Origin of the sequence: Arcanobacterium pinnipediorum (genome assembly GCF_023973165.1) — a bacterium.
GTDB lineage: Bacteria > Actinomycetota > Actinomycetes > Actinomycetales > Actinomycetaceae > Arcanobacterium > Arcanobacterium pinnipediorum.
In genome coordinates this window covers 759,081-780,972 of record NZ_CP099547.1, presented here as the reverse complement: position 1 = coordinate 780,972, position 21,892 = coordinate 759,081, and the positions used below count along the sequence as shown (strand labels likewise).

Sequence of the window (21,892 nt, the reverse complement as noted above, 5' to 3'; positions counted from 1 at the left end):
AACAAACCTCGAGCTACGTAACGAAAAGGACCGGCACCAATGAGTCAGTGCCGGTCCCCAAGTAAGCTGTGAGCTCTTACTGTTGCGTGGAATCCACGTTGTGCAGGAGAGACTCGAGGTAGCTCTTAAGACGAGTACGGTAATCGCGTTCAAAGTCACGTAGCTCAGCGATCTTGCGCTCGATAAGTGAACGCTCTTCTTCGAGCTTAGTAAGGGTACGGTTGTGAATATCTTCAGCTTCGGTGATGATGCGTACCTTTTCTGCTTCACCTTCAGCGATCAAACGCTCGTTTTCTGCCTTACCATCGGCAACGAACTTATCGTGTAGCTGCTTGGCCATTGCCAAAACAGACGTTGCTTCAGTGGCTTCGTTGTCAACTGAGACTGGAGCCAACGATGTTGTTGATGCTGCATCGGTAGGAGCAACAGACGATGCCTGTGGCTGGGAAACGCCCTGGGCGTTTTCTAGTTCAGTTACCCGAGCTTCGGCACGTGCTAGCTTCTCCTGCAGTTCTGCTTTTTCTGCAGTAAGTTTCGCAATAGTCTCAGCGACTTCGTCTAGGAAAAAGTCGACGTCGTCTTGGTCGTAGCCATCCGTGATGGAAGCGGGCTCCTTGAACTGCTTGTTTACAACATCTTGTTCAGAAAGCTGAGCCATTTTTCACCTCGTTATAATTCTCGTACTCCGAATTGAGTACCTAACACGATAGATTACTAGAGTAATGGCTCCGAAGGGTAATTCACAGCAAATTTCGTTCTTCTCTGATCTCAAAAAATACCCAAATTATCCCGTTGGTGAACTGAGAATGGGCATAAATACCTAAAACCCTACAGGAAGGATATAGCGATGTTCTGAATCACTCGCACAGCGACGAAGACTAAGATAAATCCAACATCGAGTGCCACAGCGCCCAGGCGCAACGGCGGAATATAGCGATTAACTAGGCGCAACGGCGGATCAGTGAGCATGTAGACGATGTTAAAAAGAACAACAATCACGCCTTCTGGTCGCCATTGCCGTGCCAGCGTCATAGTTAAATCGATGACTACCCGCGCAAAAAGGATAAAGGTGTATATGCTACACAGCCAAATCAGTAAAATAAGGAGATAAGACATTATCACCCGAAGTTATGTGGCTCTTCAGCACCCATCGAGTCAAGCTTGACTGATTGTGGGGTCAACAAGAATACATCTTCTGAAATCCGCGAAAATGCGCCTTCAAGGCCGAACACCAAGCCGAGTGCGAAATCAACAATTCGCTTGCGGTCATCGTTGCTGGCATCTGACAAATTCAAAATAACAGGCAATCCTTGGCGATACTCAGTTGCAAAGTCCTTGACTTCTTTGAAGTCGGTTACCCAAACGGTAACTATACGGGCTACCTCCGGTACCGAAGGGATAGAGTGCAATGGAGCTAGCTGCGCTTCGTCCTCATAGTATTCATCGTCAGCGTACTGATCGTATGCCTCGTAGTCGGCTTCATCCTCATACGGGGTAGCCTTAGCTGCGATTCGATCAAAAATTCCCATAGCGCTCTCCTTTGGTCTTACTGAGATTAAACTATGCGCAAACGCGTAAAAAACCTAGTATTTTACAGGCGTGTCGCCGGGTTGTAACGAAATGACCCCTGCGAACCGTCCAGTGCTATGCTGCTGGTGAGTTGCGCGCCGGTGAGAATAGTAGTTCGCATCTTCGTATGTACATTGCGCACTGACCTCGACTCTAACCCTGCGCTGTTGCGCTTGTAGAACTCCCCCATAGGCTATATCAATACCTGGCGTACCCCAACGCGTCAAGCTCCGCACAGCTGACGGCATGCGCTGGGCAAGATCATCATCAACCTCATAGCACCTACCACAAATATGTGGACCAAACCATGCAGCGATGTTTTCTGGCCGTGAGCCGCGCTCAATAAAAAGGTCGATTGCCTTGCCAACGATATTTTTCTCCATACCGGCTCGCCCCATATGTATCGCCGCTATCCGCCGCCCCGTCACATCGGCAAGCAAGACCGGCACACAATCAGCAACCATCACCGCCAACGCTAGTCCTGAACGCGGAGTCTGACTGCGCTCTAAAATCATCCCATCAGCTTCGCCAGCACTATAAAAACCATAAGAATCCAACGCTATTTCCCCGAGTTTTCCACCAGTAACCGGCGCGATACGGGCTCCATGGACCTGGTCCATCCACACAATCGGTTTACCTATTTTTTCTTGGGCACGACGTCGATTGTATGCGACATCGCTAGGGTTATCTCCAACGTGGAAACCAAGATTGGCAGATGCAAACGGCGCAGACGATCTGCCTCCATCCACAGTGGTAAACATATATGAAATACCGCAATCTTCTAAGATTTGCATAACTCCTCCACTACTGGCTGCGATCTGCCCAAAGTCTAGATTCATTTCCAACTAACAAGGCTCTCACACCTAACTGAATAAGGCGCTTAAATCACCCGATCGCCGCTGATAATAGCGTACAACGGGGGTCATGCACTGTGCATGACCCCCGTTGAAGTTGAGGTTGGTAAAACTTCTAGTTTCCGTTAACTAAGAAATCTGGGATATCGAGATCCGGGCGCCGACTGAGTTTCTCGTCTTCTAAGGTAGGCGGAACATCTAGTGACGTTGGTGGAGGCACAACTGGTGGTTCCTGGCTTGCTAGACCTGGATGGGCAGAAGTCACAGTTTCATCGCCAGCCTGCGGTGCTCGCGCCGGCGTAGCTGGATGTGCGCCATCGCTGTGGCGTTGCACCGGATCAGACATCACATGCTTAGCGCGACTTTCTTGGCGAACTTCACCCGGAGTATGTTTCTTGGTTTGAGCAAGAAGATAATCATTTTCCTGATCGAATCCAGCTGCGATAACAGTTAAACGTACTTCATCACCAACGTTATCATCGAACGTGACACCGAAAATAATATTCGCATCATCGGCCACTGATTCCTTGATCAGTTCCGAAGCGTGTGCCAACTCATGCAAGCCAAAGCTTTCTGAAACCGTGTAGGCAAGGAGAACGCCGCGCGCACCATCAATGCGTGCCTCGAGCAGTGGCGAAGAAATAGCCATTTCTGCTGCGCGCATTGCACGATCTTCACCAGTTGCAACACCGATTCCCATCAGCGCGGTGCCGGCATCTTTCATAATGGCTTTAACGTCTGCGAAATCGAGATTAACCAGACCAGGCTTGGTAATGAGATCAGAAATTCCCTGAACACCCGAGCGCAGAACTTGATCTGCTAAGCGGTATGCTTCGATAACTGATAGCGACTCTTCTGAAATCTGCAAAAGGCGATCGTTAGGAATAACAATCAACGTATCGACCGCTTCACGCAAAGCCGCAATTCCACTATCGGCATTATTTGCTCGTTGGCGGCCTTCGAAGGTAAATGGGCGCGTTACCACACCAATTGTTAAGATCCCCAGATCGCGCGCAATCTGGGCAACTACCGGCGCTGCACCAGTACCAGTTCCGCCGCCTTCGCCAGCAGTAACAAAGACCATATCGGCATCTTTGAGAGTTTCTTTAATGGTATCGGCATTTTCTTCAGCAGCTCGCCGTCCCACAGTTGGATCGGCACCAGCACCAAGTCCGTTCGAAATATCTCGACCAATATCGAGTTTCGTTTCAGCCTCAGACTTCGCCAAACTCTGATTATCTGTATTGACGGCAACGAAATCGACGCCTACTAGACCATCTTGAACCATGCGGTCAACTGCGTTAACGCCACCGCCACCGACACCAACAACTTTGATGTTTGCATTACTACTGAACATATCTCTCGTTTCCCTAGAAAACTTCAAGTGAAACTTGAAGTTTTATTCGTCCAACCTCGCGCACAAGGTAGAGAATTTACATTCGGGTTGCAAGAGTTTAACGGGCGTGTTGCAAAATTGCTAACTCGTCACTGGCGCGTTGGGTGCCGAAATATCAATCATGTGCACTGGCTGTTTAACTAAAACGCCTAAAATACCAGCCTTTTGATCGTTGTCTTTTGCTTGGCCCCACAACACATGCCGACTATCAGAAAGGGAAAGCGAAATAAGCATATTTTCATCGATAGAAATCTGGTCAACCAACGCCCGAACATCGTTAGAGAGCGAATCTAAAACACTCGTCATATCACTCATAGCAGTTTCCTGATCGAGGGCTTTAGGAAGCTCACCAATCTTTATCAACTCACCTAACCGCTCACTAGGAACAGTTATCCTCGTTCCATCCTGAGCAATAGCCTGGCACTGATCTGCTAAAACAATACACGCAACCGGAACTTGCTCAACAACTTCAAAAACCAAGCTGTTAGGGAAGTGATACGACGATGAAATCTGGGCAACTTCCGGAATAGCTTCCTTGACTTGAGCCTGGAGACGTTCGTCGTCAAAAAGCAGGATCTGCTCTCCGTCATGCCCGCGCAATACGTCAGCTAATCGCGAGCGATCAACAATTGATGCTTGCGGCAAACCGCGAATATCTCCGTCGTCGAACGTATAGGCCATAACAGGAGAGAAGAACAACAACCAACCACACAGCAACGTCCCTGCGAAGGCAGTTCCGACGTAAAAAAATCGCTTGAACCGGATCCTGCGCCGTTCTGCACGCCGTTCTAGGTAACGCTCGCTAAGCTCAATGGGTTCTTCAGAAAATGAATAGTCATGGTCGATCTGGGCTAGATCATCTTGCGCATAATCTGCAACATCTATCGGATCAACAGCAGCAGTTGGAACATAATCCTGCGTGTAATCAGGTAACTGTGGCGCAACACTTTCCCCACCCCCACTGCGTTCATCGATCCGCCCGTGACTAAGTGGGGTTGGTTTGCGCGGTTTCCCAGGAGTCCTCATGATGCCAACTCAGCGATAATATCTGTGCCCACACTGGTGATGTTGCCAGCCCCCATCGTTAAAATAACGTCACCTGGCTGTGCAAGCTGAGCTATTTGATGCGCTGCCCGGAACATATCTGGCTCAAAATGCGCTTTAGGTAAATGCGCTACGATCGCATCACCGTCAACCCCATCGCTCTCAACTTCACGTGCTGCATAAACCGAGGTGACAATAACCTCGTCTGCTAAATCCAATGCACTGGCAAAACTCGATGCGAAATTTTTGGTGCGTGAATAAAGATGAGGCTGAAACAACACCAAGATCCGCCCGTTTGTCATCGAGCGTGCCGTGCGAAGCGTGGCTTGAACCTCAGTTGGATGATGGGCATAATCATCAATAACGCGCACCCCACCTGCAGTTCCCCGAAGTTCGAATCGGCGCCCGGTACCTCGGAAAGATGCTAAAGCCTGTCCAACTGCAGTAGGATCGAAACCCAGCTCACAACATGCTATCCAGGCGCCAACCGCATTGAGTGCCATGTGGTGGCCCGGAACCAAAAGATCGATTTCAGTCTCCGTGCGCCCACGCGAGACGATCACCGATGAAAGCCCCTCTGGCGCACTGGAAATACTAACTTGACAATGATCGTCGATATACGGCTGGGTTCCATAGGTTGCCACTCTGATTCCGGCACGGCGAGCACTTTGTGCTAACCGCCGTCCACCTGGATCATCGGCACAACAAACCAGGAGACCCCCTGGAACGATACGCTGTGCAAAATCGACAAACGCCTGTTCAAATTTTTCCGGTGACCCATAGTGATCTAGATGATCGGGCTCAACATTGGTCACTACTGCTATTCGCGGCTGATAATTGAGGAAGGAACCATCGGACTCATCAGCTTCCGCAACCAAAATATCGCCAGAACCTAAATATCCTCCCGGTTTACCATCGGCAAGATGACCGCCGATAGCGCGCGAGGGATCTGCACCTAAATGCTCGAGCCCAACAGCAATCATTGCTGAGGTAGAGGTTTTTCCGTGAGCTCCAGCCACCGCAATAAAATCACGTTCACCAGACGCAAAAGCAAGTGCTTGGGAACGATGCCAGATAGCCTGCCCGCGCTTACGTGCAATCTCGATCTCCGGATTATCAGACTTGATCGCTGTTGAATACACAACTGTGGCATCTGCCCCAACATTTGCGCTCTCATGGCCGATATGGACCTCAATACCAAGCGCGCGCAGTTGTGCTACAACAGCAGAATCTTCACGATCGGAACCACAAACCTCATGTCCTTCAGCCTGTAGTAGGCGAGCAACTACACTCATGCCCGCTCCCCCGATGCCAATCAGATGAAATTTCATGACTCTCCTGCACTTTCGATCGCGTATTGTGCCAGCTTCGTGGCTGCATCTGAGGGTGCAACCCGGCGCCCTTGTGCGCTCATAAGAGCCTGACGCTCCGGATCAAGTAAGGCAGGTAGATTTTCTGCCACCCACTGTGGCGTGAAATCACTGTTATCTACTAAAATCCCGCCACCAGCTTCGACGACGTCGTGCGCATTTCGGGCTTGCTCTCCATTTCCAATCGGCAGGGGCACGAAGACGGTTGGGATACCTAACGTAGCAGCCTCGGAAACCATACCGGCCCCGGAACGGGCGATTAACACATCGGCTAACGCATAGACTTCTTCCATGTCCGTCACATAATCGACGACGACGTAGTCACGATTTTCACCAACTGCGCGACGAACGTCTCCATCCTTATCTTTTCCCGTGATATGGAGTATCTGGGCGCGAAGATTCGGACCGGCTTCTTGCATTGTTTCATTGAGTTTAACGGCACCGAGAGAACCACCAGAAACAACTACAATGGAACGTAGGGGATCTAAACCGAAACGCCGTGCAGCACTCTCACGCCGGTGTTGGCGCTCAGCTGGGTCAGAATTGGCTAACTGTGCTATTGCGGGACGTAGCGGTAAACCGACGGTAACCGTAATTCCATTCTTTGCTTGTAACGGTGTAGAGGGAAACGTCAACGCCACCACGCGGGCATAGCGAGCACCCAACTTATTTGCCATCCCCGGAACCGCGTTGGCCTCATGGACAATAATCGGGATTCCTTCCCGGCGAGCTGCCCAATATATTGGCGTTGATGCATAACCACCAAATCCAATAACGCACGAGGCTTGCGCGTCGCGCAGTATCTTCCGGCTCTGTTTTACCGCCCGCATGAATCGAGCTGGAAACTTCAGTGCTTGACGATTAAGCCGCCGCGGGAATGGGGCACGTTCGACTAATGCTAGATCGAATCCTGCAGCTGGCACGAGTTCGTTTTCTAAACCGGAGGCCGTGCCCACAGCCGTTATTCGCGCCTCGGGAACTAGACTGCGAATCGCTTGGGCTGAAGCGATCAATGGATTGACATGACCAGCAGTGCCACCGCCACATAACACAACACTCAACACCATTATTTCCTCCGTATAAGCGCTCGAGCCTGGCGAACAAGTCCGCGTCGCACAGTTAAGGATTCTTTGACGCCCGGCACATCCATCGTCGTTGCCGCAACTACCCCAAGCATCCACACCGTTGCCATCATAGATGAACCCCCCATTGACACAAACGGCAATGGAACACCAAATACTGGCAATAGCCCGGTAACTACCCACATATTGGCAAATGCCTGGCCGCACAGCCACAATGCCGCTCCTACCGCGAGCAGTTGTGCGTATCGATCCCGGTGATTCATGGCAATCCGAAGCAGGGACCATCCAAGAGCTAAAAACAGTAAAATTACCGTAACAACACCAATCAGGCCTAGTTCTTCTCCAATGACTGCAAAAATAAAATCAGTATGAGCCTCAGCTAAGTCACGCCACTTTTCTTTTCCGGCACCGATTCCGGCACCGGTAACACCACCAGAGCCGAACGCAAAGAGGGCGTAGTCAGATTGGGTTGGAGTAATCGTGCCAGGCAGAGTGAAAAGATTGGCAAGATAGTCACCGACTCGATAAAGCCGCGAAGGTCGAATAACCACCAGAATCGTTCCCGCAAAGCCGAAGATGAACGCGAGGGGAACCAATTGACGGGCGCGCATACCAGAGAGCCAAAACAGGCCAGCACCGATCAGGACGAAGATCAGGCCGGTACCGACGTCGCCGCCCAAAACAACAACGCCAATCGAGATTCCAAAACCGAGTGCTGGAATAACGATAGTTTTATACGTTTGGATCTCGGCTAGGGACAGCCGTGAGAGCATCATCGCAAGCCAGATGATCATTGCGAGTTTTAGAAACTCAGAGGGCTGCAAGGCCGCATTGCCGATGCGTAACCAGTTGTTGTTGCCCGCAACTCCCTCACCATCTTGGAGTAAAACAAGTGATTGGAGGAAGAGTCCCAAGAGCAACAACACTGGAGATATTCGTTTGAAGAACTGAAATGGAATCAGTGCAAGAACGATTGCCCCGATGATACCAATCACAGCGAAGATTAATTGCCGGAGCGCAACAGAAAATAGTTGCGTTGTTGGATCGTGCGCCACGGCAGAGATGGATGAGGGCGCAGTGGCGGAAAAAACCATGAAAACACCGATGGCGATCAACATCAACGACGAGGCCACCATCAGTAGCAAGGAATGTAAGATAACGTTGCGGCGCGCTAGATCTGGTTGGTGGAGATCTGCTGCTGGGTGGCGTACCTGCATTATCCCTCCCTGCCTGCATTTTGAAGATCACGAACAGCCTGCTCGAACTTTTCGCCACGCTCACTGTAGCTAGCAAACTGATCCTGGGAAGCACTCGCTGGGGCTAGCAGAACAGTTTGCCCAGCCTTGGCCATGCGATGGGCTTCGTGGACTGCTTCATCCATAGGTTCGGGCGCGCTGTTGTCTATAAAGGTTACTGGAACCTGAAGATTTTGTAAGGCGGCACGCCACGGACTTTGATCAACGCCAATAACAACTACGCCCGCCAGTCGATCTTCAACCCGCGCCACTAAATCAGTGAACGTAGCCCCTTTGGCTAAACCGCCCACTATCCACACCGTGCTGTGTTTATCTTGGGCACGTAGCGATGCCTGAGCAGCATGAGCATTTGTAGCCTTCGAATCGTCGATATAGGAAACTCCCTCAACATTTCCAACAAGTTCAATTCGATGACTAGCCGAATGGAATTGGCGTAATCCTTGGCTAACTGCTTCGGGCTCTACTCCAATTGAGCGCGCTAAAGCAGCTGCAGCCAACGCATCTTTGACGATATGCGCCGGCAAGTCATATCCGGCCGGAGTCAAATGGGCAATATCAGCCAGCGTAAAAAGTTCTGCGGCACTGCGGTGAGCGTTTGGAATAAAGGCTCGATCCACTGCCGCATCTTCGACGAATCCCAATTCACCACGTGATGGAATTCCTAACGATAAGCCAATCGCGCGCGCGCCTTCGATAACCTCGGCATTATCGACCATGTCCTGAACTACGCTATCTCCTACCGGATACAAGCACGCGATATGGGTTCGTTCATAAATCGATGCTTTAGCCGCCGCATATTCAGATCGGCTTGCATGCCATTCTAAGTGATCATCGGCTAGATTAAGCACTATGGCTGCGGTTGGCTCCATTGAAAATGTTGCTGCTAACTGAAACGATGAAAGTTCAACAGCTACTACCTCTGGTGCATCTTCACTCACATCCGATACTGCAGTTACTGCTGGTTTCCCAACATTTCCCACTGCACAGGCGCGCCTACCCGCACTTTGCAGAATCGATTCGAGCATAGCGACCGTGGTGGTTTTGCCATTTGTACCAGTAACGCACAGCCACGGAGCATACTGGCCATCGGAACTACACGAGCGTAACTGCCACGCCAACTCAATTTCGGACCAAACTGGCAGCTGAGCTTGACGCAACGCCTGCCATTCTACTCCAGTTTGACGAAATCCCGGAGCAATGACGACGAGGTCTGGTTGCCAGGCAATCACATCCGCAACCAATTCGCCACCATCATGGCAAGCGTATGAATGCGCTACCTGGCTGCTAGTGATAGTAGCTAATGCTGACGGGGATTGATCCCACGCCCCCAGCTCGGCCGAGGTATGGGTGGCCAGTGCCTGAATTGCGGCACGCCCTGAAACACCAAGGCCTAATACGGCAACCTTTTTGTCGTCGAAAAATTGAGCGCCCGGTATATGACGTTTCACTGTTGGGCCAACCATTCTGCATAGAATAAGAACATGCCAGCTGAGATAAAGAGGCCTTGGATGAGCCAAAACCGTACCACGATCGTGACTTCTTTCCAGCCTTTAAGCTCGAAATGATGATGCAGCGGAGCCATCCTAAATACACGCTTGCCCGTCATTTTAAACATTCCGATCTGGATAACGTCAGAGATAACGATGACAACAAAAAGGCCACCCAAGAGGACTGCTAAAACTTCAGTACGCGTAAGGATTGACACACCGGCAAAGGTGCCACCTAAAGCCAACGATCCAGTATCTCCCATGAAGATGGCGGCCGGTGAAGTATTGTGCCACAAGAAACCGAAACAGGCTCCCACAATAGCCGCACAGATGATCGCTATCTCGCGTGGATCGCGCACGTCATAACACCCGGTATTAGTTGCCACAATCGATTCACATGGCTGGTAATATTGCCAAATTCCAACAATTGTATAGGCACCAAACGCCAGCATCGAAGCCCCGGCAGCAAGACCATCGAGACCGTCAGTGAGATTTACGCCATTCGACCATGCGCTGATAAGGAAATTTGCCCAAAGAACAAAGAGGATCAAACCGATAATCGGGCCCCACGTGGCAAGATTTAACGGCGTATCTCGAACAAACGAAATCGCCGTCGAACCCGGAGTACGGTGCTCCTGGTTAGGGAACTGAAGCGATAGAATAGCAAACGTTATGCCAACAGTACCCAAGCCCAACATTTTTGCGCGCGGAGTCAATCCCAGTGAGCGTTCCTTGCTCACTTTGATAAAGTCATCGAGAAATCCTACAAAACCCATACCTGCCATCAAGCCCAGCAAAAGATAGCCTGTTACGGTAGGTACACGTTGCATGACGATATTTGCAATAGCCCACCCGGCAATCGTTGCGGTGATGATAACAACACCACCCATAGTCGGAGTGCCGCGTTTAACCAGATGAGTAGTGGGCCCATCTTCGCGAATAAACTGCCCGTATGAACGTCGCTGAAGAACCCGGATAAAGAACGGGGTACCTAGCAGCGCAATAATGAGCGCTGTTCCAAGTGCTATAAGAATCGCGAGCATTTAGCGACCTATCTCCTTTAGAGCGTCTGCGAGGCGCCACACCCCAGAACCATTTGAACCTTTTAACAATACTACGTCGCCTTCATCGATAAGCGTATCAAGTAAATGCATAGCTTGGCTCACCTCCGCTACCGATTCAACTCTAACCCCGCGGGTATGAGCTGCTTCGATGATAGGTTCGATTCCAGGGCCAAACCCAATCAGGATATCGATACCTAACTCTGCCACAATTGTGCCAATGTCGCGATGCTCGCTCTGCGAAGACTCCCCCAGCTCAAGCATTTGCCCAAGCACAGCAATTGTTCGCCTGCCGTGGCCAATATGAGATAACGCCTGTAAACCTGCGCGCATAGAATCTGGATTTGCATTGTAGGAATCATCAATGATGGTAATCCCAGACCGATTCCACACATCCATCCGATGCGGACTGCCAGCGCGGGCATGGGTTAAATCTTGGGCACACTGGCTAACCGTGCTCCCCATCAAGAGCGCTACACTGGCCGCCGCAAGCGCATTTGTGACATGATGTCGACCAACTAACCCAAGGTCCACTCGTGCTTGTTGGTCCCCATAGTGCAGTGTGAACGAGGCATGGCCGGTGTCCGACGTCGAAATATCAGAAGCCCACACGCCCTCAGTATGCTGGCCACTAGCACTAAAGTAGACGACGTCGCCGCGGGCATCTTTCGCCATGTTGCGCACGCGTTCGTCGTCGTAATTTAACACGACGATTCCCCCCGGGCGCGTGCCACGCACCAGCTCAGACTTAGCTAACGCAATATTATCGATGCCACCAAACTCACCAATATGGGCGCGCCCCACGGCTAAAACTACCGAAATATCTGGTTGGATAATCCCGGTAAGATAATCAATATTGCCAATATGGTCTGCTCCCATTTCGACAACGAGCGTAGCCGTGGTCTGCTCGGCCTGGAGAACAGTTAGCGGTAACCCCAGCTCATTATTAAACGATCCAGGTGGGGCAACTATCGGGCCACGATTACGAAGTAAGAGCGCAAGGAGATCTTTCGTGGTGGTTTTGCCCACCGAACCGGTAACAGCCACAACGTGAAAATCTTTTGCGCCCTCAACGCGCAAGAGCTGTGCTTGCGCATGGGCTAATAGACCAAGTGCTTCAATCGGATCTTGGACGGAAATTATAAGTTCAGGATCAACTCCACTGGCGATCGCCCGATCTTTGTCTGCACTAATGACCCCAACAGCACCTGCCTCGATAGCGGCCTGAGCATAGGTGTTGCCATCTGCACGTTCGCCTGCAATGGCAACAAAAACATCGCCGGGAGTGATGCGTCGATTATCCGTGGAAATACCACGAACTGCACGTGTTGCAATCGATGGTGTACTACTCGACGTCGCATTAACCGAGCGCGCCACTTCTTCGAATGTCATGGTAATCATTGCATGGCCTTTCGCATTGCTAGTGCTTCGCGAGCTACCTGGCGATCATCTAATTCGATCAGTGTGCCATGAACATCTTGGAAACGTTCGTGCCCGCGTCCGGCAATGAGTATAGTATCTGCCGAACTAGCCGCAACAATTGTGGTTTGGATCGCTTGGCGACGATCGGGAATCTCACGCCATATCCTACCAGCAGGGATACCTGCTATCAGGTCTTGACGAATCTGTGCGGGATCTTCGAAGTGCGGATCATCATCGGTAATGATCAGCTCATCGGCGAGCGTGGCAGCGCTACGAGCCATTGCTGGTCGTTTTGTCACATCACGATCTCCTGCAGATCCGGTAATAACGATAAGTTTTCCACTCGTGGATGCACGCAACGCAGCCAGCGCTTTAGCTAACGCATCTTCGTTGTGCGCAAAGTCAACAATTACACGCGGCTGGTCACCAACAACTTCCATTCGCCCAGGCACAACCGCGCTCACTCCATGGGTTTGGCGCAATGCGTGCGCAATGTCTTGAAGGCGGTGTCCTGCTTTTGCCACCATCGCAATTGCTAGGGCTGCGTTTGCGATATTGAAATCGCCAGGTAACGACGACGACGTGGTTAGCTGATCTCCATCCGGATCGACCAACGTAAATTGCTGATTATCGCGATCGACGATATTCCAAGCGCCAGGTTCTTGCGTGTTCGTACGTAAAGCCACGAGGCGGCCGTGCTGGCGGTTGAGTATTTCCTGCCCCCAGGAACTATCGGTTATCACTACCCCAGTTGTTGCATATTTTTCGGTAAAAAGCTGGGCTTTAGCTTCAAAGTATTCTTCGAGCGTGTGATGATAATCCAAGTGATCTTGAGTGAGGTTAGTAAAACCTGCGACACTAAAATGCATTGGATCGATTCGACCCTGGGCTATTGCGTGCGAGGAAACTTCCATCACCAAGCTCCTACCGCCTCGTTCAACGAGCGCGGCAAGCATGGCTTGCAGATCCGCTGGTTGTGGTGTGGTCAAAGTGGCCGGAACCTCAACTCCGGCTAGCTGGACTGCAACCGTGCCAATCAGACCAGTCGTTTCACCAAGAGCTCGTAAGATATGGTCGATCATAAAGGCGGTCGTTGTTTTCCCATTCGTTCCCGTAACCGCATACGTTGTCAGTTTTTGCGCGGGTCGACCATAGATTTCACTTGCGATCTTTCCAACTTTGACACCGATATCTGGATCGACGATCAGTCCAACATCCCTCCCCAGACTTCCCGAGATATAGCTAGCTCCTTGCGGATCTGTGATGATGGCATGAGCTCCCGCCTCAACCGCAGCCTGAGCATATTTCGCGCCGTGGACGTGCGAACCAGCAAGTGCAAAGAAGAGATCGCCGCGCCGGATATTGCGGTTATCTGCACTGGCGCCGCTAATTAGGATATCGGCATATTCTGGTGGACAGTTAGGTATGAGGTTTCCTAACCTAACTGGTGTTACATTGCGGGGACGAATCATCACATCTCACTTAAATTCCATGGGTATTTCACCAGCGGCTCAACCGAGGGTGCAACTCCCAATGAACGCATGGCGAATTTCCCTATTTCGGAGAAAACTGGTGCCGCGGTGACCGAGCCATAGCCCGGACCAGATGGATTGTACATAACAACCGCGATCGCAACTTGCGGTTTCTCAGCTGGCACAAGTCCCACGAAGGTACCAACGCGCTTAGTCAGGTTTCCGTTCTCGTCAGGTACTTCTGCCGTACCTGTTTTTCCAGCAACGTTGTACCCAGGGATTCGAGCTAGCTCTCCGGTGGAATCTGATCTGGTAACACCTTGCAAAATACTATTCGCGGCGCGCGCTGTTTCAGCAGAGACCACTTGTTCTGAAGCATCGATCACCGTTGGCTCGAACACGCCTTCGCCGTCGTAGACGCCATCGACGATATGGAGTGGAACGCGTACGCCGTCGTTGCCAATAATGGAAATCATTTGACCAAGCTGAATAGTTGAAGCCGCCCAGGACTGTCCGATCATGGTGGTGTATCGTGTGCGATCATCCCATTCGGAATGGTGTTTAAGGAAACCATCGACTTCTCCCGGTAGCTCAACACCGGTTTTGTGCCCAATTCCAAATTGTTCAAGCATCTCGTATCGGTAGCTATCTGGAACTAGATCGCCGATCTGAATCAGACCGGTATTGTAGGATTTTCCGATGATCCCCGCCGTGGTCATCGTTTCAGTGGCGTGATTATCGTTATCAGAAAATGCTTGCCCGTTGGGCATCGTTATCTGGTCTGGAACAACAAATGTTGAGGTCGGTGAAACCGCTCCGGCTTCCAACGCACTAGAAAGCGTGATGATCTTTCCAGTTGATCCAGGCTCAACAACAGCTTGTACTGCACGCGAGTTCCAGTCCCCTGGTTTGACGTCGTTAAGATTTGACGGGTCTGGGCTTGAGGAGTCTCCCAACGCAAGGATACGTCCGGTTCCAATTTCGACGACGACGGCGGCGCCCCATTCGGCATTCGTACGCTCAGTGGCCGCATCCAGGGCTTCTTGGGTGGCTAGCTGTAAGTCACGGTTGATGGTTAGCTGTACTTTGCCACCGTCAACTGCCGGAACTTCTTTCTTGGGTGCTTGCGGGAAAACTGTTCCGTAAGGACCTACTTCGACGGAGAGTTCGCCGTTTTTCCCGCTCAGCAGCGTATTGTAGCTTGCCTCAATTCCGGCTCGACCAGCGAGGGTGTCATCTTCGGCAGTGACTCCGGTGTACCCCAAAATATTTCCGGCAACATTGCCGTTAGGATAGAACCGTTGCATGTATCGTTCTGGATAGACTCCATGAATTCCTAGCGCAGAAATTTCGCGCCACGTATCGGGTGAGATGTCGCGTTTGACGAGCGTCCACTGATTTTTTTCAGCCCCACCAAGGAAGATTCCGCCGAGCTCGGCTTCATCCATCTGGAGGATCGGCGCTATCTTTTTCGCTGCTGCTGCAGCGCCGGTTCCAATCAGTTCGTCGTCGTCGTTATATTCGTTATATGCGGCGATTTCTACTTGATTGACCCGAACGTTGTACCGTTCAACCGACGTTGCCAGAATGTTGCCTTTACCGTCAACGATATCGCCTCGTTTAGCTTCGAGGGTAATAGACTGGGTGCGCAGTTCTCGAGCAGTTCTCGCTAACTGCGGGGCACTAAGTACCTGCAGCTGGAATAGTCGCAATACCAACACCAACGCAACAACGATAACAATAACCAAGGTGACAGATAGTCGCTTATTGGTAAATTTTCGGCCAGCTACGCCACTGCCTTGGCCTTGTCCCATACCAGCACGATAGTTCTTCAGGAGGCGCTGGGTAAGGGAGACCGAATCAGTTTCTAAGCGGTCATCCACCGTGAGCTCTCCTTACTGCACTAATCGTTTCTCGGTTGTGGCGCAGAAACTGCGCCTGCCTCAACATCGATATATAGCATATCGGTTGCCGGCACCATTCCGAGGTCTTGGGCGGCGTTTCGGAGATGATGTGGTGAGGTGTTGGTAATAACTTCACTTTCTAGTGTGGCTACCCGAGCAGCGACTTCGTTGTGTTCTACCACGATGTCTTTGAGTTCATAGGCGCCAGCCACCATAAGCGTATTGAGGTAGAACGCCGCCGCCAATGCGCCTAGAAAGAGAGTTGCACACAGCACAACTGTGCCAATAAATCCTCGAGTTGTCGCTGGTGTAGGCACAACTTGTAGCCCCGGCGCCGCAATGACAGGACGTGATGACTGTAGATAAAGAGGCTTGCTAGCGTGAGATGTTGCACTCATGACACACTTCCTTGGCGACGGTAAGACTGGTGGATATGGGGTGGAGTTGGCCGGAGGCGTTCAACTGCTCGTAGGCGAACTGAAGCAGAACGTGGATTATTTTCTTGCTCGTGCCGGTCTGCTTTATGTGCGCCACGAGTCAATGAGTTTAAATACGGGCCATGATCTTCTAGTTCCATCGGTAGCCCAGGTGGCGAGGTTGACTTCAAACCGACGTTGAGCGCTTCTTTAACAATTCGATCTTCGAGTGACTGATACGATTCGATTGCTAAGCGTCCCCCCACTCGCAGTGATTCGATGGCTCGTGGCACTGCGGCTTCTAGGACATCGAGTTCATTGTTAACCGCGATGCGCAAGGCTTGGAAGGTGCGTTTTGAAGGGTTTCCGCCTTTCCGGCGTGCCGGGGCTGGAATGGTTTCTCGGATGAGATCGGCAAGTTCGCTGGTGCGTTCTATCGGTGAGGATTGACGGCGCTTGATAATTTCGCGCGCAATCTGGGCGGCGAATTTTTCTTCACCGTAGACCCGCAAGATCCGGGTTAATTCACTATGTGAGAGTGTTGCGAGCAGGTGTGCGGCAGTCACTGGGGAGCTTGTGTCCATCCGCATATCTAGGGGTGCATCGTGGGAGTATGAAAAACCACGCTCAGCTTCGTCGAGCTGGAGAGAGGACACGCCTAGATCCATCAATATGGCATCGACTCGCCCATCGTGGCCAAAGGTTTTGGCGACTTGGTCGACGTTGTCATAGGTGGTGTGAACAGCGCTAAAGCGATCGCCGAATTGGCTCAGGCGGCGGCTTGCGAGGTCGATTGCCTGCTCATCACGATCGATGCCGATAACACGTAGCTGTGGAAAGGAACGTAAAAACGCTTCCGAGTGCCCGCCCATGCCCAGCGTACAGTCAATGAGCACGCCTCCATCGTTGAGGGCTGGTGCGAGGAGATTAATAATCGGTTCTAGCAACACTGGAATGTGCAACGCGTTATTGTGTGCATCTAATGCCATTACACATTCCTTTCATGTATCGCATCATCGAGGTGGGCTCGTGGTCCCCCGCCAATTGCCTGAAATCGGGGAAATATCTCAGGAGAATTGGAGAAGGGCCACAAGTACACATCAGAAGATTCCGGGTATTAACTCTTCTTCACGGTCGGCAAATTCGTCTTCGCTTGTTGATAGGAAGGACTCCCAGGCTTGGGCGTCCCAAATTTCAACGTGGTCCCCAGATCCGATAACTGCTAGATCGCGATCTAAGCCTGCATAGCTACGTAGAGCGGCCGGCAGGGTGATTCGACCTTGCTTATCAGGGACTTGATCGTTAGCTCCGGAAAGGAAGACGCGGGTATATGTGCGAGCTTCTTTTGACGTCATTGGAGCTTGACGCAACCGCTGGAGTATATTTTCAAATTCTGCGAATGGGAAAACATACAGGCAGTGCTCTTGACCTCGAGTGACGACCAAACCGTTTGCTAGTTGATCACGAAATTTTGCCGGGAGTATCAAACGCCCCTTGTCATCGAGCCGTGGCTCGTAAGTGCCAAGAAACATTTTCCACCCCCTTTTCTCTCGTTGGCTCCACTTTACCCCATAACCCACCACTAATGCGCGCAAAACACGAAATTCATATAATTTTGCATTGGAAATTCAACGAAAAAATCTGTGGAGTGACAATTGTTATAGATTTCTATTTTGTCTATTTATCGGGTCTTCGAGACGTCAATTTCCATCGAAAAACCGCCTGCAGAGAAAGGAATGGTGGAAAATGGAGGGGGCTTTGAGAGAAATAAAAAAAGTGGGAGCTGGAACAATATGTTCCAGCTCCCACTATGGCTAGCCATCTTCGCTAGCTATAAAACCAGTTGCTCTATCTATGCGAATACCTCATCGCCTGAGCCTTCATCGGCAGCGATGTCACTGACAACAACAGGTAAGGAGTGACGAAATCGGTTACTACCGACCCCCTTCTTCACGGCGTCGATCAAAGGCTCGTTTTTGACGCTCCATGAAGCTCTCCCCCGAATGGGACGTTGGCCGCTGAGCGTGCCCACCAGCTTCAACGCCGACGCGTGACATTCCACGAACGATATACATCAGCCCTAGCCAAACAGTAACACCACCCACGATGCCAACAATAATTAATTCACTGGCCACACTCACCACAACAACGCCTAGACCAATGACAGCAACAATCAGTCCAAGCACTAAATGCCGGATGGACAGCGCAAGCCTAGTGTGCTCAAGATCTTCAGTTCCAAGCGACTCAGCCAACGTCGGATCATCACCCTTTAGTTGTGCCTCGAGCTGCTCAAGCATCTGACGCTCATAGTCTGACAGAGCCATAAACGGTTCCCTTCTTGCTAACTGCTATATCTTCACAATACCCGAACTACGAGCAGTATCAAATAGTAGGAGGCTGACGTGAATCAGTTTCCATTAACGATCCTTGCTGTAAGATCGCATGACCAAATTTTTCCCGAATACTATCCATCGTTTCCTCAGCTCGCGAGCGCCGCCCATCATCACCCAGCGCAAGCTGAATTCCTTGCCCGGCTGGCGATAACTGGTCAACCTTGACTCCCAAAAGACGAATACCTAAATCAGAAGAAGGAAGCTGATCGAACAATGATCGGGCTGCGTCAAAAATATCTGCCCCCGTATTCGTCCCAGCCCCTAACGTCACCGATCGAGTAATAGTATGAAAATTCGAATAACGTACTTTAATCGTCACCGTACGCCCATAGAGGTCATGGGCACGCAATCGGCGTCCGACGTCGTGCGCCTGAGTAAGAATCATGCGCAACGCATCTTCATGTTTGTGCATCGGTTCGAAGAACGTATGCTCCTTAGAAACCGACTTCTCTTCGCGCACTGGTTGGACTTTTCGCTCATCTTTGCCCGATGCCAGATCATAAAGATGATTGCCTTGAGATGACCCCAAAATCGCGACAAGGCGCTGGCGTCCAACAGTGAGAATATCGCTGACGTCAATAATGCCTCTATCGTGGAGAAGACCTCGCGTTTTATCCCCCACTCCCCACAACGCACCAACAGGTAAGGTAAGCAAAAAATCTTGTGTACGTTCCTTAGGAACAAGCAGTAGACCGTCAGGTTTAGCATGGGCTGAAGCAACCTTAGCTACATGCTTCGTACTAGCAATCCCCACTGAGGCCGCAAGCCCTTCCGCAGATCGAATATGGGCGCGAATCTGATGTGCAATCTGAACAGGAGATCCAAACAATTTCTGCGCGCCTTTGACATCTAAAAACGCTTCGTCTACAGACAATTGCTCAACAAGCGGAGTAATAGAACGCAAATAGTTCATAATGCGCTCAGAGACGGCGGCATATCTATCGTGGTGAGCTGGAAGGATAATTAAGTGCGGGCAACGACGTCGAGCCTGGGCAACTGGCATAGCGGAATTAACCCCATGCGTGCGCGCTTCATAGGAAGCAGCAGAAATAACTCCACGATCTTGACCGCCAACTGCCACTGGCTTGCCAATCAAATCTGGCCGATACAACAATTCAACTGAAACAAAGAATGCATCCATATCTATGTGAAGGATGGGAGTGCCCGAATCATCATCACCCCAAAATCGGCGGGCAGTATGCGAACGCGGAGCTCGTGACACTATCCCTCCTTCATCTGCTACTTCGCTGTCATCTTTAGCGTAGCGTGGCACGCCCAGATATGCTAAAGAAATGGCTCGAGGAACACACATAGACATCTTCCACACTGGAATGGCAACAATACGGATCGAAACCCGCGATCATCTGCGAACACTATATATCGACGACGCCGAATCTTCTGCTATCGACTTAGCTGATCCTACGCGCCTCGAATTTGAATATATGCAACACATCGACGTCGTCACCAATCATTTCTTTGCCTCACCTCAGCCCATACGTGCACTGCACCTAGGAGCAGCAGGTTGTGCGCTGGCGCGGTGTTTTGACGCTCAACGCCCACGCTCACGCCAATTAGCTATTGAAATCGACCCCGAACTAGCTTCAATTGCTCGCTCCCATTTCGATTTACCTTCCGCTCCCGCCTTGCGTATCCGAACCCAAGACGCTCGCACAACCTTAGAAACAAATTCTGGAACCTGGCACGTTATTGTTCGCGATGCGTTTGTCAACGGCGTCGTTCCACCACACCTTACAACTGTCGAAGCCTACGCGCACTGCGCTCGATTAATAGGGCAAACCGGGGTTTATTGCGTCAATATAACTAACCGTCAAGGCATGAAGGCAGTGTACCGCGAAGTGGCGGCCGCAAGCGCTTCCTTCTCCCATCTAGCAGCAATTGCTGATCCAGCAATTTTCAAAAAACGCCGCTACGGAAACGTCATCCTGCTCGCCTCCCCCACTGAGATAAACAAAGACGAAATCGATCGCGCCTTACGCCACCTACCCATGCCGGCAAGTATCGTTGGACAAGATTACCTTCTCCGGCACGCCGCCAACACCGCACCACTGACGGATGCGCACATAGGATGGGCTAGTTCTGCGGATCTTGCTTCCGATTAAATAGTTGCGCCAGCGAATTCTTCAAATGTGTGCGTATGTCATGGACATCGCCGTCTTTGGGTTTGGGTTTAGCAACCGGCTCTTGTGTACTCTGAACACCCTCAAGTGGATTGGAATTTTGCATAGCCAAAAACTTCTCCACCGCAGCTCCGATTTCGTCCGACGTCGGTAATGGGCCATCTTCGTCGTGGATAGTCACAAAGCCTTGCTCTGTAGAATCATAGTCCGTCTCGAACTGGCTGACCATTGCTGCGAATTGCGAGTCTTGCTGCGCAATTGATGCAAGCTCAGCGCGTTGGTGATCTTCGTGCTGCTCTAGATCACCGAACGGAATAGTTGGACCTCCCAGTGCGGCAAGCTGACGGACAACCGCGAGTGCCCCGGAGAAAAATGGCATATCTGAACGTGACATATAAAGTGGAACACGAACTCGAATGTTGGTTGCCGGGTAACCTGCTTGACCGAGCTGGTATTCAATATAGTCTGCTAATGATGCCGGATGACTTGCTTGACCATAGACAACCGCTGAATTAGTAACATGTTCGGTGGTGCGGATCAACATATCAGCTGCTCGGGTGTGCGGGATTGGAGCTGGCATACCGTGGATAGAAAATATCTTCTCCACGCCAAAGCGCTTGATAATCTCGATAACGTCTGCAGTTAGGCGTGGCCAGTGGAAATCTGGTTCCGTGCCGTGCAAGAACAAGAAAGACTCACCGTTGAGGTCGGTCACCAGATCTAGGGACATACTCGGTTCAGCACTAGAAGCAAGCTTGCCATCAACATAGGTCACAATCGGACGCTGTGCCCGATAGTCATAGAGCGGATCAGAATCAAAGGCTGATACTTCAACTGCATCTAAAAGGTCAATGCATGCATTAACCGCTTGCCCAATCGCACCAGGATCAACGAGATGATCGATGAGACCAATAACAAGAGTCGAAACCTTTAAATCGCCCAATTGCTCAGGATATATTGCATAATTCGGCATCTGTCCCCCTCGAAAACATCTTATCTTTCTACCTTAAAACATCTTAGACGACAAT

The 21,892-nt window shown here is 51.0% G+C and carries 21 protein-coding genes; 1 reads left to right on the top strand and 20 read right to left on the bottom strand.

Going from position 1 to position 21,892, the window contains the following annotated elements:
* Window positions 1-76: 76 nt before the first annotated feature.
* From NG665_RS03420 to dinB, 19 genes are all read right to left on the bottom strand, one after another.
* Window positions 77-658: a DivIVA domain-containing protein gene (locus NG665_RS03420; RefSeq protein WP_252673888.1), complete on the bottom strand. Its 582-nt coding sequence runs from the start codon at window positions 656-658 to the stop codon at window positions 77-79.
* A 170-nt stretch (window positions 659-828) separates the two neighbouring features.
* On the bottom strand, window positions 829-1,116 hold the full coding sequence (locus NG665_RS03415) for a YggT family protein (protein WP_252673887.1): 288 nt from the start codon (window positions 1,114-1,116) through the stop codon (window positions 829-831).
* A 2-nt stretch (window positions 1,117-1,118) separates the two neighbouring features.
* The gene (locus NG665_RS03410) at window positions 1,119-1,529 is read right to left on the bottom strand and encodes a cell division protein SepF (protein ID WP_252673886.1); all 411 of its coding nucleotides are present in this window, start codon (window positions 1,527-1,529) and stop codon (window positions 1,119-1,121) included.
* 54 nt (window positions 1,530-1,583) lie between these two features.
* Window positions 1,584-2,408, bottom strand: coding sequence for a purine nucleoside phosphorylase YfiH/LACC1 family protein (locus NG665_RS03405; protein ID WP_252673885.1), 825 nt, complete (start codon window positions 2,406-2,408; stop codon window positions 1,584-1,586).
* Window positions 2,409-2,538: 130 nt separating this feature from the next.
* The gene (gene ftsZ, locus NG665_RS03400; protein ID WP_252673884.1) at window positions 2,539-3,780 is read right to left on the bottom strand and encodes a cell division protein FtsZ; all 1,242 of its coding nucleotides are present in this window, start codon (window positions 3,778-3,780) and stop codon (window positions 2,539-2,541) included.
* Between the two features lie 120 nt (window positions 3,781-3,900).
* Window positions 3,901-4,845, bottom strand: a complete 945-nt coding sequence (locus tag NG665_RS03395) for a cell division protein FtsQ/DivIB (protein WP_252673883.1) — start codon at window positions 4,843-4,845, stop codon at window positions 3,901-3,903.
* On the bottom strand, window positions 4,842-6,194 hold the full coding sequence (murC, locus tag NG665_RS03390; RefSeq protein ID WP_252673882.1) for a UDP-N-acetylmuramate--L-alanine ligase: 1,353 nt from the start codon (window positions 6,192-6,194) through the stop codon (window positions 4,842-4,844). Before murC ends, NG665_RS03395 begins: the two co-directional genes overlap by 4 nt.
* Window positions 6,191-7,300 carry a UDP-N-acetylglucosamine--N-acetylmuramyl-(pentapeptide) pyrophosphoryl-undecaprenol N-acetylglucosamine transferase gene (locus NG665_RS03385; RefSeq protein ID WP_252673881.1) on the bottom strand — a complete coding sequence of 370 codons (1,110 nt, stop codon included), beginning with the start codon at window positions 7,298-7,300 and terminating at the stop codon, window positions 6,191-6,193. Before NG665_RS03385 ends, murC begins: the two co-directional genes overlap by 4 nt.
* The gene (locus tag NG665_RS03380) at window positions 7,300-8,532 is read right to left on the bottom strand and encodes an FtsW/RodA/SpoVE family cell cycle protein (protein ID WP_252673880.1); all 1,233 of its coding nucleotides are present in this window, start codon (window positions 8,530-8,532) and stop codon (window positions 7,300-7,302) included. Before NG665_RS03380 ends, NG665_RS03385 begins: the two co-directional genes overlap by 1 nt.
* Window positions 8,532-10,019, bottom strand: a complete 1,488-nt coding sequence (gene murD, locus NG665_RS03375) for a UDP-N-acetylmuramoyl-L-alanine--D-glutamate ligase (protein WP_252673879.1) — start codon at window positions 10,017-10,019, stop codon at window positions 8,532-8,534. Before murD ends, NG665_RS03380 begins: the two co-directional genes overlap by 1 nt.
* Entirely contained in the window at window positions 10,016-11,101 is a 1,086-nt protein-coding gene (gene mraY / locus NG665_RS03370; protein WP_252673878.1) for a phospho-N-acetylmuramoyl-pentapeptide-transferase, read from the bottom strand. The genes murD and mraY overlap by 4 nt, the downstream gene beginning before the upstream one ends.
* Complete coding sequence (locus NG665_RS03365; protein WP_252673877.1) at window positions 11,102-12,520, bottom strand: UDP-N-acetylmuramoyl-tripeptide--D-alanyl-D-alanine ligase; 1,419 nt, start codon at window positions 12,518-12,520, stop codon at window positions 11,102-11,104.
* Window positions 12,517-14,013, bottom strand: coding sequence for a UDP-N-acetylmuramoyl-L-alanyl-D-glutamate--2,6-diaminopimelate ligase (locus NG665_RS03360; RefSeq protein WP_252673876.1), 1,497 nt, complete (start codon window positions 14,011-14,013; stop codon window positions 12,517-12,519). Before NG665_RS03360 ends, NG665_RS03365 begins: the two co-directional genes overlap by 4 nt.
* On the bottom strand, window positions 14,013-15,896 hold the full coding sequence (locus NG665_RS03355; RefSeq protein WP_252673875.1) for a peptidoglycan D,D-transpeptidase FtsI family protein: 1,884 nt from the start codon (window positions 15,894-15,896) through the stop codon (window positions 14,013-14,015). The genes NG665_RS03360 and NG665_RS03355 overlap by 1 nt, the downstream gene beginning before the upstream one ends.
* Before the next feature lie 20 nt (window positions 15,897-15,916).
* Window positions 15,917-16,315, bottom strand: coding sequence for a cell division protein FtsL (gene ftsL, locus NG665_RS03350; RefSeq protein WP_252673874.1), 399 nt, complete (start codon window positions 16,313-16,315; stop codon window positions 15,917-15,919).
* Complete coding sequence (gene rsmH / locus NG665_RS03345; protein WP_252673873.1) at window positions 16,312-17,322, bottom strand: 16S rRNA (cytosine(1402)-N(4))-methyltransferase RsmH; 1,011 nt, start codon at window positions 17,320-17,322, stop codon at window positions 16,312-16,314. The genes ftsL and rsmH overlap by 4 nt, the downstream gene beginning before the upstream one ends.
* Before the next feature lie 111 nt (window positions 17,323-17,433).
* A complete protein-coding gene (gene mraZ, locus NG665_RS03340) occupies window positions 17,434-17,865 on the bottom strand; it encodes a division/cell wall cluster transcriptional repressor MraZ (RefSeq protein ID WP_252673872.1) in 432 nt (143 codons plus the stop codon).
* A gap of 402 nt (window positions 17,866-18,267) precedes the next feature.
* Window positions 18,268-18,657 carry a DUF3040 domain-containing protein gene (locus NG665_RS03335; protein ID WP_252673871.1) on the bottom strand — a complete coding sequence of 130 codons (390 nt, stop codon included), beginning with the start codon at window positions 18,655-18,657 and terminating at the stop codon, window positions 18,268-18,270.
* Window positions 18,658-18,715: 58 nt separating this feature from the next.
* The gene (gene dinB / locus NG665_RS03330) at window positions 18,716-19,948 is read right to left on the bottom strand and encodes a DNA polymerase IV (protein WP_252673870.1); all 1,233 of its coding nucleotides are present in this window, start codon (window positions 19,946-19,948) and stop codon (window positions 18,716-18,718) included.
* A 70-nt stretch (window positions 19,949-20,018) separates the two neighbouring features.
* On the opposite strand from dinB, the gene NG665_RS03325 reads away from it, so the two are divergent.
* Complete coding sequence (locus tag NG665_RS03325; RefSeq protein ID WP_252673869.1) at window positions 20,019-20,846, top strand: spermidine synthase; 828 nt, start codon at window positions 20,019-20,021, stop codon at window positions 20,844-20,846.
* On the opposite strand, the gene NG665_RS03320 is transcribed toward NG665_RS03325, so the two are convergent.
* Complete coding sequence (locus NG665_RS03320) at window positions 20,818-21,837, bottom strand: PAC2 family protein (RefSeq protein ID WP_252673868.1); 1,020 nt, start codon at window positions 21,835-21,837, stop codon at window positions 20,818-20,820. The genes NG665_RS03325 and NG665_RS03320 overlap by 29 nt on opposite strands.
* Between the last annotated feature and the right edge of the window lie 55 nt (window positions 21,838-21,892).

Excerpts from the sequence above, each read along its gene's own strand:
- NG665_RS03420 (WP_252673888.1), bottom strand. The coding sequence starts at position 658 with ATGGCTCAGCTTTCTGAACAAGATGTTGTAAACAAGCAGTTCAAGGAG.
- NG665_RS03415 (WP_252673887.1), bottom strand. The coding sequence starts at position 1,116 with ATGTCTTATCTCCTTATTTTACTGATTTGGCTGTGTAGCATATACACC.
- NG665_RS03410 (WP_252673886.1), bottom strand. The coding sequence starts at position 1,529 with ATGGGAATTTTTGATCGAATCGCAGCTAAGGCTACCCCGTATGAGGAT.
- NG665_RS03405 (WP_252673885.1), bottom strand. The coding sequence starts at position 2,408 with ATGAATCTAGACTTTGGGCAGATCGCAGCCAGTAGTGGAGGAGTTATG.
- ftsZ (WP_252673884.1), bottom strand. The coding sequence starts at position 3,780 with ATGTTCAGTAGTAATGCAAACATCAAAGTTGTTGGTGTCGGTGGCGGT.
- NG665_RS03395 (WP_252673883.1), bottom strand. The coding sequence starts at position 4,845 with ATGAGGACTCCTGGGAAACCGCGCAAACCAACCCCACTTAGTCACGGG.
- murC (WP_252673882.1), bottom strand. The coding sequence starts at position 6,194 with ATGAAATTTCATCTGATTGGCATCGGGGGAGCGGGCATGAGTGTAGTT.
- NG665_RS03385 (WP_252673881.1), bottom strand. The coding sequence starts at position 7,300 with ATGGTGTTGAGTGTTGTGTTATGTGGCGGTGGCACTGCTGGTCATGTC.
- NG665_RS03380 (WP_252673880.1), bottom strand. The coding sequence starts at position 8,532 with ATGCAGGTACGCCACCCAGCAGCAGATCTCCACCAACCAGATCTAGCG.
- mraY (WP_252673878.1), bottom strand. The coding sequence starts at position 11,101 with ATGCTCGCGATTCTTATAGCACTTGGAACAGCGCTCATTATTGCGCTG.
- NG665_RS03365 (WP_252673877.1), bottom strand. The coding sequence starts at position 12,520 with ATGATTACCATGACATTCGAAGAAGTGGCGCGCTCGGTTAATGCGACG.
- NG665_RS03360 (WP_252673876.1), bottom strand. The coding sequence starts at position 14,013 with ATGATTCGTCCCCGCAATGTAACACCAGTTAGGTTAGGAAACCTCATA.
- ftsL (WP_252673874.1), bottom strand. The coding sequence starts at position 16,315 with ATGAGTGCAACATCTCACGCTAGCAAGCCTCTTTATCTACAGTCATCA.
- rsmH (WP_252673873.1), bottom strand. The coding sequence starts at position 17,322 with ATGGCATTAGATGCACACAATAACGCGTTGCACATTCCAGTGTTGCTA.
- mraZ (WP_252673872.1), bottom strand. The coding sequence starts at position 17,865 with ATGTTTCTTGGCACTTACGAGCCACGGCTCGATGACAAGGGGCGTTTG.
- NG665_RS03335 (WP_252673871.1), bottom strand. The coding sequence starts at position 18,657 with ATGGCTCTGTCAGACTATGAGCGTCAGATGCTTGAGCAGCTCGAGGCA.
- NG665_RS03325 (WP_252673869.1), top strand. The coding sequence starts at position 20,019 with ATGGCTCGAGGAACACACATAGACATCTTCCACACTGGAATGGCAACA.
- NG665_RS03320 (WP_252673868.1), bottom strand. The coding sequence starts at position 21,837 with ATGCCGAATTATGCAATATATCCTGAGCAATTGGGCGATTTAAAGGTT.